Below are 14,838 nucleotides of genomic sequence, written 5' to 3'. Positions count from 1 at the left end.
TTTCCGAGAAACGTCACCCCCGCAAAGGCGGGGGCGACGATTTGTATCAAAGCGCGCCTTCGAGCCAGCCCTTGAGCGCGCTCTTCGGTGCGGCGCCGACCTTGGTGTCGGCGATCTGGCCATTCTTGAACAGGATCATCGTCGGGATGCCGCGCACGCCATATTTGCTCGGCGCGTCGGGATGGTCGTCGATGTTCAGCTTGGCGATCACCACCTTGCCGGCGAGTTCGTTCGAGATTTCTTCGAGCGACGGGCCGATCATCTTGCACGGACCGCACCATTCGGCCCAGAAATCGACGAGCACGGGGGTGTCGCTGTCGAGGACATCGGCCTGAAAGCTGGCGTCGGTGATTGCCTTGGTTGCCATCGTCTGAACTCCTGAAATTCTGAAAAATCGTTGATGCCAAGCTAGGACGTCGGGGCGTCCGGCTCAAGGGGCGGCGGCGGCAAATTCGCCTTGGCGGCAAGCAAGCCGGGCTTGTGCGGTGCCAGCACCGCATCGTCGAGCGCGATGAGGCGCGGTCCCGCCGTATAGAGCAGCGCCGTTTCGACGCGCCGGCCCGGAAAGATGACCGCCAGCGCATCGCGATAGGCCGCCATCTGGCGCAGATAGGCGGGCGCGACATCGGACGCGCTCCCGGGTATCCGCCGCCCGGTTTTGTAATCGATCACCGTCACCGCGTCGTCGGTCACGCGCAGCCGGTCGACGATCCCCGCCACGACCATGCCGTCGACCACCGCCGAGAGCGGTACTTCGGCCAGGCTGTCGGGGCCGAAAAGCGCGGCGTGCGCCGGATCATCAAGGATGGCGAGCACCTCGTCCGCCATTGCCATACGCGCCGCATCGTCGAGCATCGGCGCCTGCGCCGCGAGCCAGCGCAGCGCCGCCGCGCGCCGCCTATCGGTCGCGACCGGCGGCAGGCGTTCGAACAGCGCGTGGAGCAGCAGGCCGCGCGTTACCGCCGCGACGCGCGCCGAACCCTGCGGCGGCACCGCGACATCATCTTCGCCCAGCGCCGAGGGCGCGAGCGGGCGCGGCGGGCGCGCCTCCTCGGGCGCCGGGGTGTGGGTCCAGGCGGGCAGCGCGAGCGGCGGCGGTGCGGCGCGCACAGCCGCATCCCTGCGCGCCCATTTGCCATCATTGACGCGGTGGACACGGCGGCGGCCCCACAGCGGCCCCGCATCCTCCCAATCGCAACCAAGCCCCTCCAGCGCCACCGCGGCCGCGCTGTGCCAGCTCGTCTCGGGCACCGACAGGTCGGGCTTTTTGGTAACGCCCGCGACGATCAGCATCTCTTCGGCGCGGGTCATCGCGACGTAGAACAGCCGCCAATGCTCCTGCGCCGCGGCATCGGCCGCGTCCTGATAGGCCTGCGCCAGCGCACCCTGCCGCTCGTCGGCGGGCATCGCGAAGACGGGCAGCTTTTCCCAGGCGGCGACATCGACGGTGAAGGGACGATGACCGATCGCGGCATCGTCGGTCGCATCGGCGAGAATGACGATCGGCGCCTGCAAGCCCTTAGATCCGTGGACCGTCATCACGCGCACGACGTCGCTGCGCGCTTCGGTCTGGCGCTTGATATCGGCGCTGCTGCCCGCGATCCGGGTCAGAAAGCCGAGTAGCGACACGGTTTCGCGCGCCTCGAACGCCAGCGCTTGGCTCAGCAGTTCGTCGATCGGGTCGCGCGCCTCGCGCCCCAGCCGCGCGTACAGCTTGCGCCGTCCGTCGATCGGCCCTGAGAGGATTGTTTCGAGAAAGCGGAAAGGGGTCGTGAAATCGGCCATGCCGAGCAGCGCGCGCAGCGCCGCCATCGTCGCGGGTGGCATAGTCTCCTCATGGGAGCGTAGATGTTCCCATATGGCGGCGCGGCCGCGCTTTGCCGTACGCGCGTAGAGGTCATCCTGCGTCCAGCCGAGCAGCGGCGAGACGAGCAGCGCGGCGAGGTTGAGATCGTCGAGCGGCTGCACCGCGAAGCGCATCGCGGCGATCAGATCCTGCACCGCGAGCGGCTGGGTCAGCGCGAAGCGGTCGACGCCCGCGACGGGGACATGCAGCGCCTGCAGCCGCGCGACGATCCGCGCCGCCAGATCGCGGCGCCGGCGCACGAGGATCATGATATCGCCGGGCGCCACAGGGCGGCCATCCTTGCCGTTCGCGATCCAGTCCTGCACCTCGCCCGCGATCGCCTTGGCCAACCGCATCGAGGCGGGATCGGAGGCGGGGGCGCTGCCGTCCCCCTCGTCTCCGCCGTCCTCCGCGGCTGCGGCATCGATCGCCTTGCCGACGGGCAGCGGCGCCCAGAGTTCGACCTGGCCGGCTTGGGCGCTTCGAAACGGGCGGTGGGGCGGCTCTTCGCCGTCGAGCCCCATCGCTCTCGTCCCGCCGTCGCCGAGCCAGCGGTCGACGACGTCGAGCACCGCGGGCGTCGAGCGATAGTTGGAAACCAGATCGACCTGGCGGAAGGGCTGGCCGCCCATCTCACCCAGCGCGTGGAACATGTCGCGCGCGGTCGCGAACGCCTTGGGCTCGGTGCCCTGAAAGCCGAAGATCGCCTGCTTGCGGTCGCCGACCGTGAACAGTGTCCGCAGCCGGTCGTCCTTTGCGCTGACGCCCGCGAAAAATTCCTCGGCAAGCGACAGGACAATGCCCCACTGGCGCATATTCGTATCCTGCGCCTCATCGACGAGGATATGGTCGGTGCGCTGATCGAGCTTGAAGCGCACCCATTCGCCGAAGCTGCTGACTCGTAGCAGCGTCCCGGCGAGCGTGATGAGATCGTCGAAGTCGGCAAGACCCGCATCGCGCTTGGCGAGCGCATAGGCCTCGGCAAAGCGCGCGCCAAGCTTCCACCCCGCCGCGAGATCGTCGGCGACGCGCATCGCGGTGGCGGTCGCGCGCAGCCGCCCGGCGGCATCGACGATGCGCACCGCGCTGTCGGCACAATCGGTCATCCGGCCCTTGTCGCCTGCAAAATCGGCGCGCAGCTCGCCCTTGCCGGTCAGGAAACAGCCGAGCAGTTCATCGAGCATCGCGGCGCGCGCCGACGCCTCGGCGATGAGCCAGCCGACCATCTTGTCCGAACAAGCATCGCCGGTCTTGGTCCCCCACGCCGCCCCGCTGGTCGCGACCGCCTTGATATCGGCGTCGGCGATCGCTCCGCCTGCAATTTCAGCAGCGAGCCACGCATCGGGATCGCCGCTAGGGAGATCGAACGCCGCGCGCAAATCATGCGCCGCCGGGGGCAGCGCCGCGCGCGGACCACCGAAGACGGCGGCGCAGCTCGACAGGAAGGCAAGCGCGGATTCCTGCCCCAGCCGCCGCGACAGCATCGCCGCAACCGCCCGCAGCGCCTCGCGGTCGGGATCATGCTCGAGCAGGTCACCGAGTATCTGCCGCTTGAGCGCCGCTAATTCATCCTCCTCGATAGCGCGAAAGCCGGGGAGCAGCTTTGCCTCGAGCGGAAAGCTGGCGAGCAAGGTCTGGCAGAAGCTGTGGATCGTCTGGACGCGGATCGCGCCGCCGGGGCTGTCGATCACCGTCGCGAACAGCGACCGCGCGCGCGTCATCAGCCCCGGCCGCTCCCAGTCGAGCCCCAGCGCGTGGAGATCGAGCCGCAGATCGCCGTCGCTCATCCGCACCCAGGTCGCGAGCCGTTCGTGGATCCGGTGCGCCATTTCGGCAGCGCCCGCCTTGGTGAAGGTGATGCACAGGATCGCCTGCGGCGAAACGCCGTCCAGCATCAGCCGCAGCACGCGCGCCGACAGCACCTGCGTCTTGCCGGTCCCCGCCGATGCGCCGAGCCAGACATGGCTTTCGGGATCGGCGGCGGCGCCCTGCCGCGGATCGAGGGTGGCGAGGCCGGCGCTTCTGCTCACAGTCCGTCCTCACCGCGTCCGAACCATTCGTCGCGGCGCATGAGTTGGTCATAATCGCCATAGCCGCCGCCCTCGCCGGGCGCGAAGGGCGCGTCGCCGAGCAGATAGTCGTGCGCCAGCCGGGTCAGCGTGTCGGCAGCATGGTCGATCGCCGCCTCTGCGGTCTTGAGCGTGCTGCGCGGGCCATAGCTGTTCGAAATCCGCCCCGCACCGTCGGCGCGGCGATCAGGACGCAAGCTCCAATATTCGAGCGCCACGACGGGGGCGGCATCGATACCCTCCATCGCCCCTTCGCGCGCAAGCAGGCCGAGCAGCCCGAGCTGATTGTCGAGCCCGTCGGCGGCGGCCTGCGCGCTCGGCGCGCCGCCCGATTTATAATCGATGATGGCAAGGCCATCGGGGCCGCGGTCGATGCGGTCGGCCTTGCCATGCAGCGTAATGCCGTCGTCGGTCCGTTCGCCCCGCGCTTCGACTGCGACGGGCTTGCGGTCGGCCTCCCAAACCTGCGCCGCAGCCCAGCGCAGCGCGGGTTCGATACGCGGCAGCCAGAAGGCGCGCGCAAGCCCGTCGAGCGCCGGATCGGCGGCGAGCGCGGCCAGTTCCGCTTCGAAAGCCTCGCGCGTCGCGCCGCCGCGCACCCAATCTTCGAACAATTTATGCACCCGCGTACCGCGCCAGCGCGGATCGGGCGCGGCACTCAACGGATCGAGCGCCGAGAGGCCGAGCATGCGGTCGGCGTAAAAGGCGAAGGGATCGCGTGCGAGCTTGTCGACGCCGGTGACGCTGATCCGGCGCGGACGGTCGGCGGCGGGCGGCTGCGGCGCTGGACGACCGGCGGGCTGCGCACTGCCCGGCGGCAGGTCGATTTCGGCGGCGAGGCGCGTGAGCGGCACGCCCCCCGGCGCGGGTTCGGGAAGCTCGCCCGCGAGCGCTGCGAGCCGCAGCCAGAAGCGCGAGGCGACGGCGGGATCGCCGCCGCTGCGCTGCGCGCGCGTTACGACGATTCTCCCGGCTCCGAGCGCGCCCGCAAAATCATGCGCCGCCATCCCCTGCTGCCGTTCGGGCGCGGCAAGACCGAGCAGACGGCGGATGCCGGGCGCGAGCCACGGGTCGGGTTGCGTCGCGGCGGGCCAGCGCCCTTCGTCGAGCCCGCCGAGGATCATCAGGTCGGCGCGCTGCAACCGCGCCTCGAGCAAGCCCCAGATGAACAGGCGCGGATGCCCGCCATAGGGCGGCCGTACGCTCGCCTGCCCGAGCAATTGCCCAAGCATTGCGGGAAAATCGGCGGGATCGACCAGCGCCGGCCCGGCGCCGCGCGCCAGCGCCCACTGATCGAACAATTCGGCGAGCATCCGGCCCGCCGGCCCCGCCCACACCGCGTCGCCCGCCAGCCATTCGGCTGCGCGCTGCAACGCCGCGAGCAGGTCGGCGGGCGGCACCGGCCCGGCCGCGAAGGGCGCGAGCGCGGCGGCGAGCTCGGTCGAAACACGCGTCCACCATGGTGCCATCTGCACGGCGACGGTATGACCGCGCGCCTTGGGATCGGCAGCGCGCGCCGCAATGCGCGCGCTCACCCCGTCCCATCCCGGAAGCAGTCCGGGCTCGCGCAACGTCAGGTCGAGCCGCCGCACCTCGTCGAGCCACATGGTGCGCTCGCCTCCCGCGCGCACGAGCGGATGGCCGAGCAGCGCCACCAGCGCGACCGGATCGAATACAGCAGCCAGTTCGGCAAGCAGCAGCAACAGCGCGCCCGGCGCGGTGCGCGACAGCGGTTGGCCGGCGCTGTCATCGACGCTGATGCCCCAGCGCGTCAGCGCGGCGGCGACGCGCTCGGCGAGCGCGCGGTCGGGGGTGACGAGGGCAGCGGTGCGCCCCGGCGTCTCGATCGCCTCGCGCATCAGCAGGGCGATTCCCTGCGCCTCCTGCCCGTCGTCGGCAAAAACAGCGCCCGACAGGCCGGCAACCGCCGCCGACAGATCGCCCGCCGCCTGCCACTGGGTGCTGTAGTCCGCGGGCGCGAAGAGCAGCGACGCGAAGGGCGTCCGTGCTTCGGGGCCATCGTGCGGCGATGCGGCATCCCATGGCTGCACTTCGTCACGAGCAACGCCCATGCGATCGAGCAGCAGCTTCAGATGATATTGCGGATGCGTTTCGAGCGGGCGCCGGTCGTCATCCGCATCGGGCCGCGTCGGGCCGAGCGCATCCCATTCATCCGCCGCCATCACCTGATCGAGCCCGGGCAGCACGACCATGCCGCGCGTCATATCGGCCACGGTGCGGAGCAACCGCGCGATGGCAGGAGCAGCGGTGGTAACGCCCGCCGCGACGACGAAGCGCGCTGGCGGCGCCGCGCGCCACCCCGCCGCGACGCGATCGAGCAGCAAGTTGCGGCGCGCCGCGCGGTCGATCGCACCCGTCCTGGCAAGCGCGGCCGGCCATTCATCGACCAGCAGCCGCAGCCGCGACAGCGACGCCCGCCAATGGTCGGCAAAGGCGCCGAGATCGAGGTCGACGAGCGCCGAAACCGACACCTCTTCATAATGAAGCTGGTCGATCACGCGGCCCAGCCCATCGGCGAGCTGGAACGCCGCCGCGCCCGTGATCGCCGGTTCGCCCGGCGGTGTATGCCGCTCGATCAGCTCGGCGAGCAGCAGGCGCCGGTGCAGCGGATCGATGGCAGGCGGCAGCGGATCGTCGTCGATCGCATCAAGCGCCAGCGCGACCGATTCATCGAGATCGGCGTCGCCGATCACCGCCAGCCGCGGCATGAGAAGCCCCTGCCCGCCCGCGCGGACGAACGCCGCCTGCACCGCGCTGCGTGCACGATTGCTCGGCAGCAGGATCAGCCCCTGCGCCAGCCCCAGCGCGCCGTCGTCGAAGCGCGCGATCACCCCGGCGGCGAGCGCGTCGGCGAAGGCCCGATGAATCGGGATGGAATAGATGGTGGGTTGGCCGATCACAGCCATCAGGATTCCTTCGTCATCCCGGCGAAGGCCGGGATCTCTCCCTATCGCCATGACGCACCGGCGAGATCCTGGCCTTCGCCGGGATGACGATCCGTGTCAAACTTCGCTCAGCGCCGCTTCGGTCGGTGCAATGCTGGCGGGGGTTCCGACGTCGAACCATTGCCCCATATGCGACAGACCATAAAGCCGCCCCGCCGCGATCGCGCGGTCCCACAACAGGTTCGTCGAAAAGGGTCCATCAGGCGCGCCAACGAGCAGGCGCGGCGAAATGAGCTGGATGCCGGTATAGACGAAGGGTGCGACCCGGCCCGGCTTGCGCCGCGACAGCTTGCCGCTCGGGTCCATGTGAAAATCGCCCTTGCCGCCGTGTCCCGTCGCGCTCGCCTGACGGATGACGAGGAGCAGCCCATCCATCCGATCGCCGTCCCAGTGGCGCGCCAGATTGCGGATGCTGTCCTGCGGCCCGTCGGTCCAGATATTGTCGCTGTTGACGATCAGGATCGGGTCGCCCTTGAGCAGCGGCAGCGCCTTGACCATGCCGCCACCGGTTTCGAGCAGTTCGCCGCGTTCGTCCGACACCGCCAGGGTGAAGGATCGCTTCTGCTTCGCGAGATGCGCCTCGAGCGCGTCGGCGAGATAATGGACGTTGACGACGACATGGCTGATCCCCGCCGCCTCGATCCGGTCGAGGCTATGATCGATCAGCGGCTTGCCGGCCACGCGCACGAGCGGCTTGGGCCGCGTCGCGGTGAGCGGGCGCATCCGCTTGCCGATCCCCGCCGCCATCACCATCGCGCTTTCGATCGTCGCGGTCATGCCGTCACTCGCTCCACGCCGCCGCGCGCTTGGCGGCGGGCACATTGTCGTCGAACCATTTTTTCACCGGTGCGAGCGCCGGATGCGCGAGGTCGCGTTCGAGCAGACCCCACATGCGCGGCTGGAACTGGCGGTATCCGGGCTTGCCGTCGCGCTTCCACAAGCGCACGAAAACGCCCAGGATGCGCGTGTTGCGCTGCGCCGCGAACGCCCAATAGGCGGCGCGGAACGCCGTACCCTGTCCCGTCGCAGCGACATAGCGATCGAGCATCGCGGCCTCGACCGCCGGGGTCACGTCGCGGCGCGCATCCTCGAGTACCGAGGCGAGGTCATAGGCGGGATGGCCGACCAGCGCGTCCTGAAAATCGAGCAGACCGAAATGTTCAATGCCGCTGCGTCCATCGACGAGCATGATATTTTCGGCATGAAAGTCGCGCAACACCGTGACGCGCGGCAGGCCGTCCTGTTCGACGGGCGCCAGCGCCGTTTGCCACGCCGCGCGAAATCCGTCGCGATCGACGGCAAGGTCCAGCGCGGGGCAGTACCAGTCGGTGAACAGCATCACTTCGTCGAGCCATTGTTCGATGCCGTGGACGGGCAGCCCCGGCATCGCGGGGCGCGCGTGCAGATGGACGAGCAGGTCGGTGACCCCGGCGTAGAATTCGACCTCCGCCGCGGGGCGCGCGTCGAGCGTTTCGCGCAGCCGCACATCGCCGAAATCCTCGATCAGCAGCAGGCCCTGCGCCAGATCGCGGGCGAGGATCGCGGGCGCGCTCATCCCCTGTTCGCACAGCCATTCGGCGACCGCGATGAAGGGGCGCGGGTCTTCGTGCGGCGGCGGCGCATCCATCAGCACCGCCTGCCGCCCTTCCCCGACGACGCGGAAATAGCGGCGGAACGAGGCATCGCCCGCGAGCGGCAGAATGCGGGCATCGCCCCAGCCATGCGCGGCAAGAAAGGCGGGCGCATGGTCGGGCGGAATCATCGGAGCGGCCATCGCGCTTCCCAAGCGGGCGGCACTTCCGCTGTCAAGACGCGCGTATCGCCCCCGCCCGAAATCGTCAGCGCCAGTGCGTCGCCCCATGCCTGCGCCCCCAATCGATCAGGCCATTCGATCAGCAGCGCGCCGTCATAGAGATAGTCGTCGAGGCCGAGTTCGATCAGTTCATCCTCTCCCTCGATGCGATAGAGATCGACATGCGCGATCGGCAGATCGACTTCGGGCGGGGCGTAGGGCTGGACGATCGCGAAGGTCGGGCTCGGCGCCTCGCCCGCCAGACCGCGCGCCTTGAGCATTGCACGCGCCAGCGTCGTCTTGCCCGCGCCGAGGTCGCCCGACAACAGCACGACATCGCCGGGTCTCAGCGCGGCGCCGATGGCGGCACCGATGCGATCGGCGTCTTCGAGATCATAGGCGCAGCTGAAGCTCATCCGCGCGGCAGGGTGACGCGGACCAGCGTTCCCTGTCCCTTTTCGCTGAGCACCTCCATCGTGCCGCCGTGCGCGGCAACGAGCTGGCGCGCGAGCGCGAGGCCGATGCCGCCGGTCTGCGTACCCGCCTGCTGCCCCTTCGTCACCGCGGCGACCGCATCGGGCATGCCGGGGCCGTTGTCCGACACGACGATCTCCACTCCGCGCGCGTCGCCGTCGGCGTGGAGCAGCACGCGCCCGCCGCTGCGCTTGGCCGGGGCGGTAAAGCGGATCGCATTGTCGAGCAGCCCGCCCACGACCCGCGACAGGCGCGGCGCATCGCCTTCGATACTGCCAAGATTGTCGGACAGATTGCCGACGAGTTCGATCTTTTCGGTCTCGGCGAACGGGGCCGCGTCGGCGAGCGCCTTGCCGAGCAGCGCGCGGACGTCGACCGGCGCGCGTTCGACCGCCAGCGTCCCCGCCTCGCCCTGCGCGAGGTCGAGCACATTGTCGATCTGGCGGCCGAGCACCGCGACCGAATCCATGATCGCGTCGACATAGGAACGCGCGGCAGGCGGAAGCTCGCCCGCATAACCCGCCTGCAGCATCTCGCCGAAGCCGCCGATCGAGGTCAGCGGCGTGCGCAGTTCGTAACTCATCCGCGACAGAAAGGCGGTCTTGACCTTGTCCGCCGCCTCGAGCGCCTCGTTGCGTTCGCGCAGCGCGCCCTCCATCTTCCGGCTGGCGGTGATGTCGAGCATGATGAGCAGCGCATTGCCGTCGGGCAGCGGGATCGAGGCGAAATCGAAATGGCGTCCGTCCTTGAACCGGATTTCGCCCGCACGCTGCGTCCGCTCGAGCGTCGCGGCGCGGATCACTTCCTGAACGATGCTGATCTGGTTGGGCTTGGCGAGCCGGTCGGCGAGGCCGTTCATCAGCACATCGACGCGCGGATGCGCCGCAAGGGTCGATTCATCGACGCCCCACAAGCGGCGGAAACGCTGGTTCCACAGGTGCAGGCGGCCATCGGGAGCGAAGACCGCGATCGCCTCGAACAGATTGTCGAAGGTCGCGGTGCGCACGCGCAGCAACGTGTCGCGCGTCGAGGCCAGTTGCACCTGCTCGGTGCGATCCTCGGCGATCAGCAGCAGGCCGCCGTCGGGGGTCGGCTGGGCGACGACATGCAGATGGGTGCCGTCGCGCAGGCGCCATTCCTCCTCGCTCGCGTGCGGCAGCGCGAACCAGTCGACATGCGCCTGCCGCCATTCGGGATAGTCGCGCACTTCGGGCGTCCGGCCGCCCTCGCGCCATGCATCGAGCAACCGCGCGAGCGCCCGGCCTTCGGACACATCCTCGGCCGTCACGTCGAACAGCCGGCGAAAGGGCTGGTTCGCAAAGACGAGGCCATGATCGGGGCCGAACTGCGCCACCGCCGCCGACAGCCGATCGAGCAATTCGCGCTGGGTATCGACAAAGCGGCGGTGCGCGCCGCGCTCGCTCTCCAGCTCCTGAATATCGATCGCATAGCCCGCTATACCGATGACGCGGCCGCCCTCGGGCGCCAGCGGCACGTCGACGACCCGCATGATCCGGCGCTCGCCCTCGATCGTTACCGGGACGGTGCGCATATGCGCCGCGCCCGCGGCACGCGCCGCTTCGGCCGCGTCGGTCGCGCTGACCCCGGCGATTGGCTCGCACAATTCGGTGCCATCCTCGATCACCCGCGCCGCGCTCTTCGCCTCGACCGCCCGGACATAGGCGGTGTTGACGAGCGCGAGGCGAAGATCGGGTTCGCGGAACCACATCGGAAACGGCGCCGCCTCGATCAAGCCCGACAGCGCCTCGAACGCCGCCATCGCCTCGTCGCGTTCGATCCGCGCCTTGGCGAGCGATTGCTGCCCGTCGGTCGCATCGCTGAGCCACAGCAGGACGCTGCCCGGTCCGCCGACCGACTGCGGCGCCGCCACGCCCTGACAGACGATCGTACGGTTGCTGCCCTGCGGACGCAGGCTGAGCGTGAAGGGTTTGGCACCGCGCTGGGCGCCGAGGATCGCCTGGCGCAGCGCTTCGTGCGCCTGCGCGTCGAGCCCGGTGCCGAGTCCGCGAAGCTCGTCGAAACTGCGCGGCCCGGCATCGAGCCCGAGCCAGCGGCCGAGCCGCTCGCTCGCCTCGATGCGCCAGTCGCCGCGCACCACGACGGGCAGATAGGGAGACGCTTCGAGCAGGCTGGCGAGGCGTTCGGTCTGCCCGGCGACGAACGCCGAGCGCCGCTGCATCGCAACCCCGCGCCCGACCGCCCACAGCCCGGCGACCAGCCAGAGCGCGGCGAACAGGCCGAGCGAGAAGAGCAAGCCCGCGCTCATCGGCACGGACATCGCGCCGATCGAAGCAAGAGGACGACAGGGACGCCGGATATCATCCGTCTGCCCCTATCGACTGCGCAGCCTCTATTCAATCGTCCGCCGCACGGGCGCGGCGGGACAGGACGCCGGAAGGCCTCGTCCGGTCGAATATCCCCGGCACTCCGCACCGATTGCGCGCGCCCACGCGGTCAGAATTTTGCCGTGGCGGATGCGCGGAAATAGCGTCCCAATATGCCCGAATAATAGGTGATCGTGCCATTGGCCGCCGGCGCCGGGAACGGCGGTTTCGCGTCGAAGACATTGTCGACGATCAGGCGCAGCGCAAACTGCTTCGATACGTCGACGCCGATCGAGGCGTTGAACAGCCACCACGAGCCGACACCGCTATATTCCAGCGCGTTGGGCGCCGCGTCGGCGTTCCACACGCTCTTGCCATAATATTGCGTTTGCCAGAGCAGGTTTACCGGGCCGCGATCGACCGTGACATTCGCGGTGAACGAATGTTTGGGATTGCCGATTTCGCCGCGTGCGGTGTCGATATCGCCGGTTCCGACGCGCGTTTCGAGCTTGTCGAGATAGAAGTAATTGAGCGACAGGCCGAGCGCCGTGTCCGCCGCGACCTCGCGCCGATAGGCGACTTCGGCGGTCAGGCCGCGGAAGTCCATCGACGCCGCATTGGCATAGCCGGTGCGCACGAAAGCGACCTGCCCGCCTGGATCGCGGTCGATCTGGCCGCAAACCGCCGCCGGATAGGCGACCGCGTCATAGCAGGCGTCGAGCGTCTGGCCGGCACCCAGCAACACGATCGCATCGCGCAGCCGGATATCGACCCAGTCGGCGGTGATCGTCAGACCGGGCACGAAGCGCGGGCGGACGATCGCGCCGACGGTCCAGCTGTCGGCGCGCTCGTTCTTGAGTGCGGCGTTGCCCGAAACCGAGATCGGCGCCGTGAATCCGACGATGTTCGACGTGAAGGCATCGGGGTTCGCTATCCCCGCTGCGATGCAGTTTGCGCGCCGCTGTGCCGGGTTCGGTCCCGAATTGACGAAGCGGCGATCGCACGGATCATTGGCCGTCGCAAAGGCCAGCGACGTCGGGCTGAAGCTTTCGGTGATTGCGGGCGCGCGCACCGAGCGGGTGAAATTGCCGCGGATCGTCACATCGGCGACCGGCGACAATCGTCCACCCGCGGTCCACGTCCAGTCGCCTCCCGCCGCCGAATGATCGATATAGCGCGCCGCGCCGTCGAGTTCGAACGCATGGACAAAACTGTCCATGTCCGGCGAAATGACCGGAATCTTGAGTTCGCCGGAAAATTCATTCGTGGTGAAGCTGCCCCGCACCGGATCGATCGGGATGCTGCGGCCGAACGGCATCCGGAATCCGCCCCCGACATCCTCGCCATAATAATAGGCGCCGGGGTCGAACGCGGTCTTTTCATGCCGATGCTCATAGCCGAGCGAGGCGATGACATCGCCGCCGGGCAACCGGAACAGCGGCCCGTTGACCGACGCGCTGAGCACGAACTGCGAATTGGTCGCGGTCGGGTCGGCGATCGTCGTCACATAATCGAGCGCGGCCTGGCTGAAGCGGCCGACGCCGAACAGGTCGAGCGGCGCGCAGGTCGCGCTGCGCGTCGCGATGTTCGCGTTGCTGTATCCGGGGCGGCAGATGATATTGCCGTTGGCGGCACCGCCGCCGAACACACCCTCATCGACGGCATCGACCGCGTTGAGGAAATTCTGCTGCACCAGCACGCGTTCGCGCCCGCGCGTTTCGGAATGGCCGTAATTGGCCGAGACCTCCCATTTGTAGATCCGGTCGCCGACGTCGAATTCGCCGTCGAACCCGGTGACGAAGCGATAGAGTTCGACCGTCGTGTCGGAACGGCCGGTCGTCAGGTCGGCATTGGCGCGTGCCATCAGAAAGCTGTCGGGAGCCGTCGTGAAATCGGGATTGCCGTCGCCGTCGGCATCGATCGGAATCCCGCCGAGCAGACCATAGGCGGCCAGATTGTCGCGGATCGTCGCGCGGTCGGCGTCGTTCAGATAGGGATTGTCGAGGCTGAGCACCAGATTGCCGTTCGGCGACGTGCCCGGCCCCGCCAGCGCCGTATTGTACACCGGCTGCGCTGCGACATTGGTCCCCTTGCTGTGCGCATACCAACCCTCGGCGAACCAGCGAACCGTGTCGCTCAGCTCGAAACTGCCGAGCGCGGTCGCGAGATAGCGGTCATTATTCGTCGCGAGGTTGCCGTAATCCTTTGTCGCAAAGCCATTTCCGCCCGAGCTTTCGAACAGGCTGCCCGTGCGCGTCCCGAAGTCGAGCGGGACGAGTCGGCCGGCGTCGTTGAACGTCAGGACATTGCCCGACGCGTCGAAAATCCCGCCGAATTCGGGAATGCTGTCGAAGGCGAGCGGCACGCCGCTGTTGGTGAAGACATTCAGCCGCTGGTCGTAATAAAGCTGCTGCTGAAAGGGAGATGCCGGATCGGCGGCAGTCGTAAAAAAGGGGCCGGCGGCGCTCGTCAGAAAGCGGTCGCCCGTGGTGAGGCCGCGCGCGCGATTCCATTCGCCGCTGAGCGTGATGTGGCCGCGCCCGCCCGCAAAACCGGCGCCCCAGATGCCGCTGATGCGATAATCCGGTGCGTCGCCGCGCTGCGACACGCCCGCCTGGCCTTTGAGTTCAAGCCCGTCGAAATCCCGTTTGAGGATGATGTTGACCGTGCCCGCGATCGCATCGGAGCCATAGATGGGCGCGCCGCCGACCGCGACCGTTTCGATGCGATCGACCAGCGTTTCCGGGATGACGTTGAGGTCGACCTGACTGCCCGGTCCGACCGGCCCGAATACCGAGGCGGTATTGGACGACACGAAGCGCCGGCCGTTCACCAGCGTCAGCGTGCGCTGGCTACCCAGCGAAAAGAAATCGACGAAGGTCTGGCCCGAACCGAACGGCCCCTCCTGCGCACCGACATTGCTGTTGCCGGGAACGCCGAAGGCGGCAATTTCCGACAGCGCTTGCGCGACATTGGTATAGCCGCGCCGGTCGATCTGGTCGGCGGTGGTGACCAGCGTCGGCTGGATCGTGTCCGCATCGGTGCGCGCGATGCGCGATCCGGTGACGATGATCTCCGCACCGCTGTCGGCGTCCGCCGACGCATCGGGCGCAACATCCTGCGCCGCAGCCGGCGCAGCCGCCGCCAGAATAGCCAGCGCGGACAGGCCGCCATAAAGCCCTGCTCGCATCGCGCGCACGGTAATCATCCCGGGAACTCCCTCATTTAAGCGATGCCCCCCGGCCGCACCAAAATATGAATCGAGCGAGCGGTGCCCCGAACCCCCAAAAGCAAAGGGCCACGCCCCCATCCAGTCTCCGGACGGCAGCGCGACCCTACAGCCTGC

The 14,838-nt window shown here is 68.6% G+C and carries 8 protein-coding genes; all 8 read right to left on the bottom strand.

Features of this window, described 5'->3' with window-relative positions:
- Positions 1-46 precede the first annotated feature (46 nt).
- The 8 genes from trxA to ATE59_RS14655 all read right to left on the bottom strand — a co-directional run bounded on the left by trxA (position 47) and on the right by ATE59_RS14655 (position 14,700).
- Complete coding sequence (gene trxA, locus ATE59_RS14690; protein WP_003040459.1) at positions 47-367, bottom strand: thioredoxin TrxA; 321 nt, start codon at positions 365-367, stop codon at positions 47-49.
- Between the two features lie 41 nt (positions 368-408).
- Positions 409-3,876, bottom strand: coding sequence for a double-strand break repair helicase AddA (addA, locus tag ATE59_RS14685; protein ID WP_058813091.1), 3,468 nt, complete (start codon positions 3,874-3,876; stop codon positions 409-411).
- Positions 3,873-6,842 carry a double-strand break repair protein AddB gene (gene addB / locus ATE59_RS14680; protein ID WP_058813090.1) on the bottom strand — a complete coding sequence of 990 codons (2,970 nt, stop codon included), beginning with the start codon at positions 6,840-6,842 and terminating at the stop codon, positions 3,873-3,875. Before addB ends, addA begins: the two co-directional genes overlap by 4 nt.
- Before the next feature lie 96 nt (positions 6,843-6,938).
- Entirely contained in the window at positions 6,939-7,658 is a 720-nt protein-coding gene (locus tag ATE59_RS14675; RefSeq protein ID WP_058813089.1) for a nucleotidyltransferase family protein, read from the bottom strand.
- 4 nt (positions 7,659-7,662) lie between these two features.
- The gene (locus ATE59_RS14670) at positions 7,663-8,655 is read right to left on the bottom strand and encodes an aminoglycoside phosphotransferase family protein (RefSeq protein WP_231737411.1); all 993 of its coding nucleotides are present in this window, start codon (positions 8,653-8,655) and stop codon (positions 7,663-7,665) included.
- On the bottom strand, positions 8,640-9,089 hold the full coding sequence (tsaE, locus tag ATE59_RS14665; RefSeq protein ID WP_058813088.1) for a tRNA (adenosine(37)-N6)-threonylcarbamoyltransferase complex ATPase subunit type 1 TsaE: 450 nt from the start codon (positions 9,087-9,089) through the stop codon (positions 8,640-8,642). The genes ATE59_RS14670 and tsaE overlap by 16 nt, the downstream gene beginning before the upstream one ends.
- Positions 9,086-11,434 (bottom strand): PAS-domain containing protein, encoded by a 2,349-nt coding sequence (locus tag ATE59_RS14660; RefSeq protein ID WP_443029282.1) that lies wholly within the window; start codon positions 11,432-11,434, stop codon positions 9,086-9,088. Before ATE59_RS14660 ends, tsaE begins: the two co-directional genes overlap by 4 nt.
- A 188-nt stretch (positions 11,435-11,622) precedes the next feature.
- On the bottom strand, positions 11,623-14,700 hold the full coding sequence (locus ATE59_RS14655) for a TonB-dependent receptor domain-containing protein (protein WP_058813086.1): 3,078 nt from the start codon (positions 14,698-14,700) through the stop codon (positions 11,623-11,625).
- Positions 14,701-14,838: the final 138 nt, after the last annotated feature.

Origin of the sequence: Sphingopyxis sp. A083 (assembly GCF_001468495.1) — a bacterium.
In the GTDB taxonomy this organism is placed as follows: domain Bacteria; phylum Pseudomonadota; class Alphaproteobacteria; order Sphingomonadales; family Sphingomonadaceae; genus Sphingopyxis; species Sphingopyxis terrae.
The sequence above is the reverse complement of the archived record's forward strand: the minus strand, read 5'-3'. Positions and strand labels throughout refer to the sequence as shown.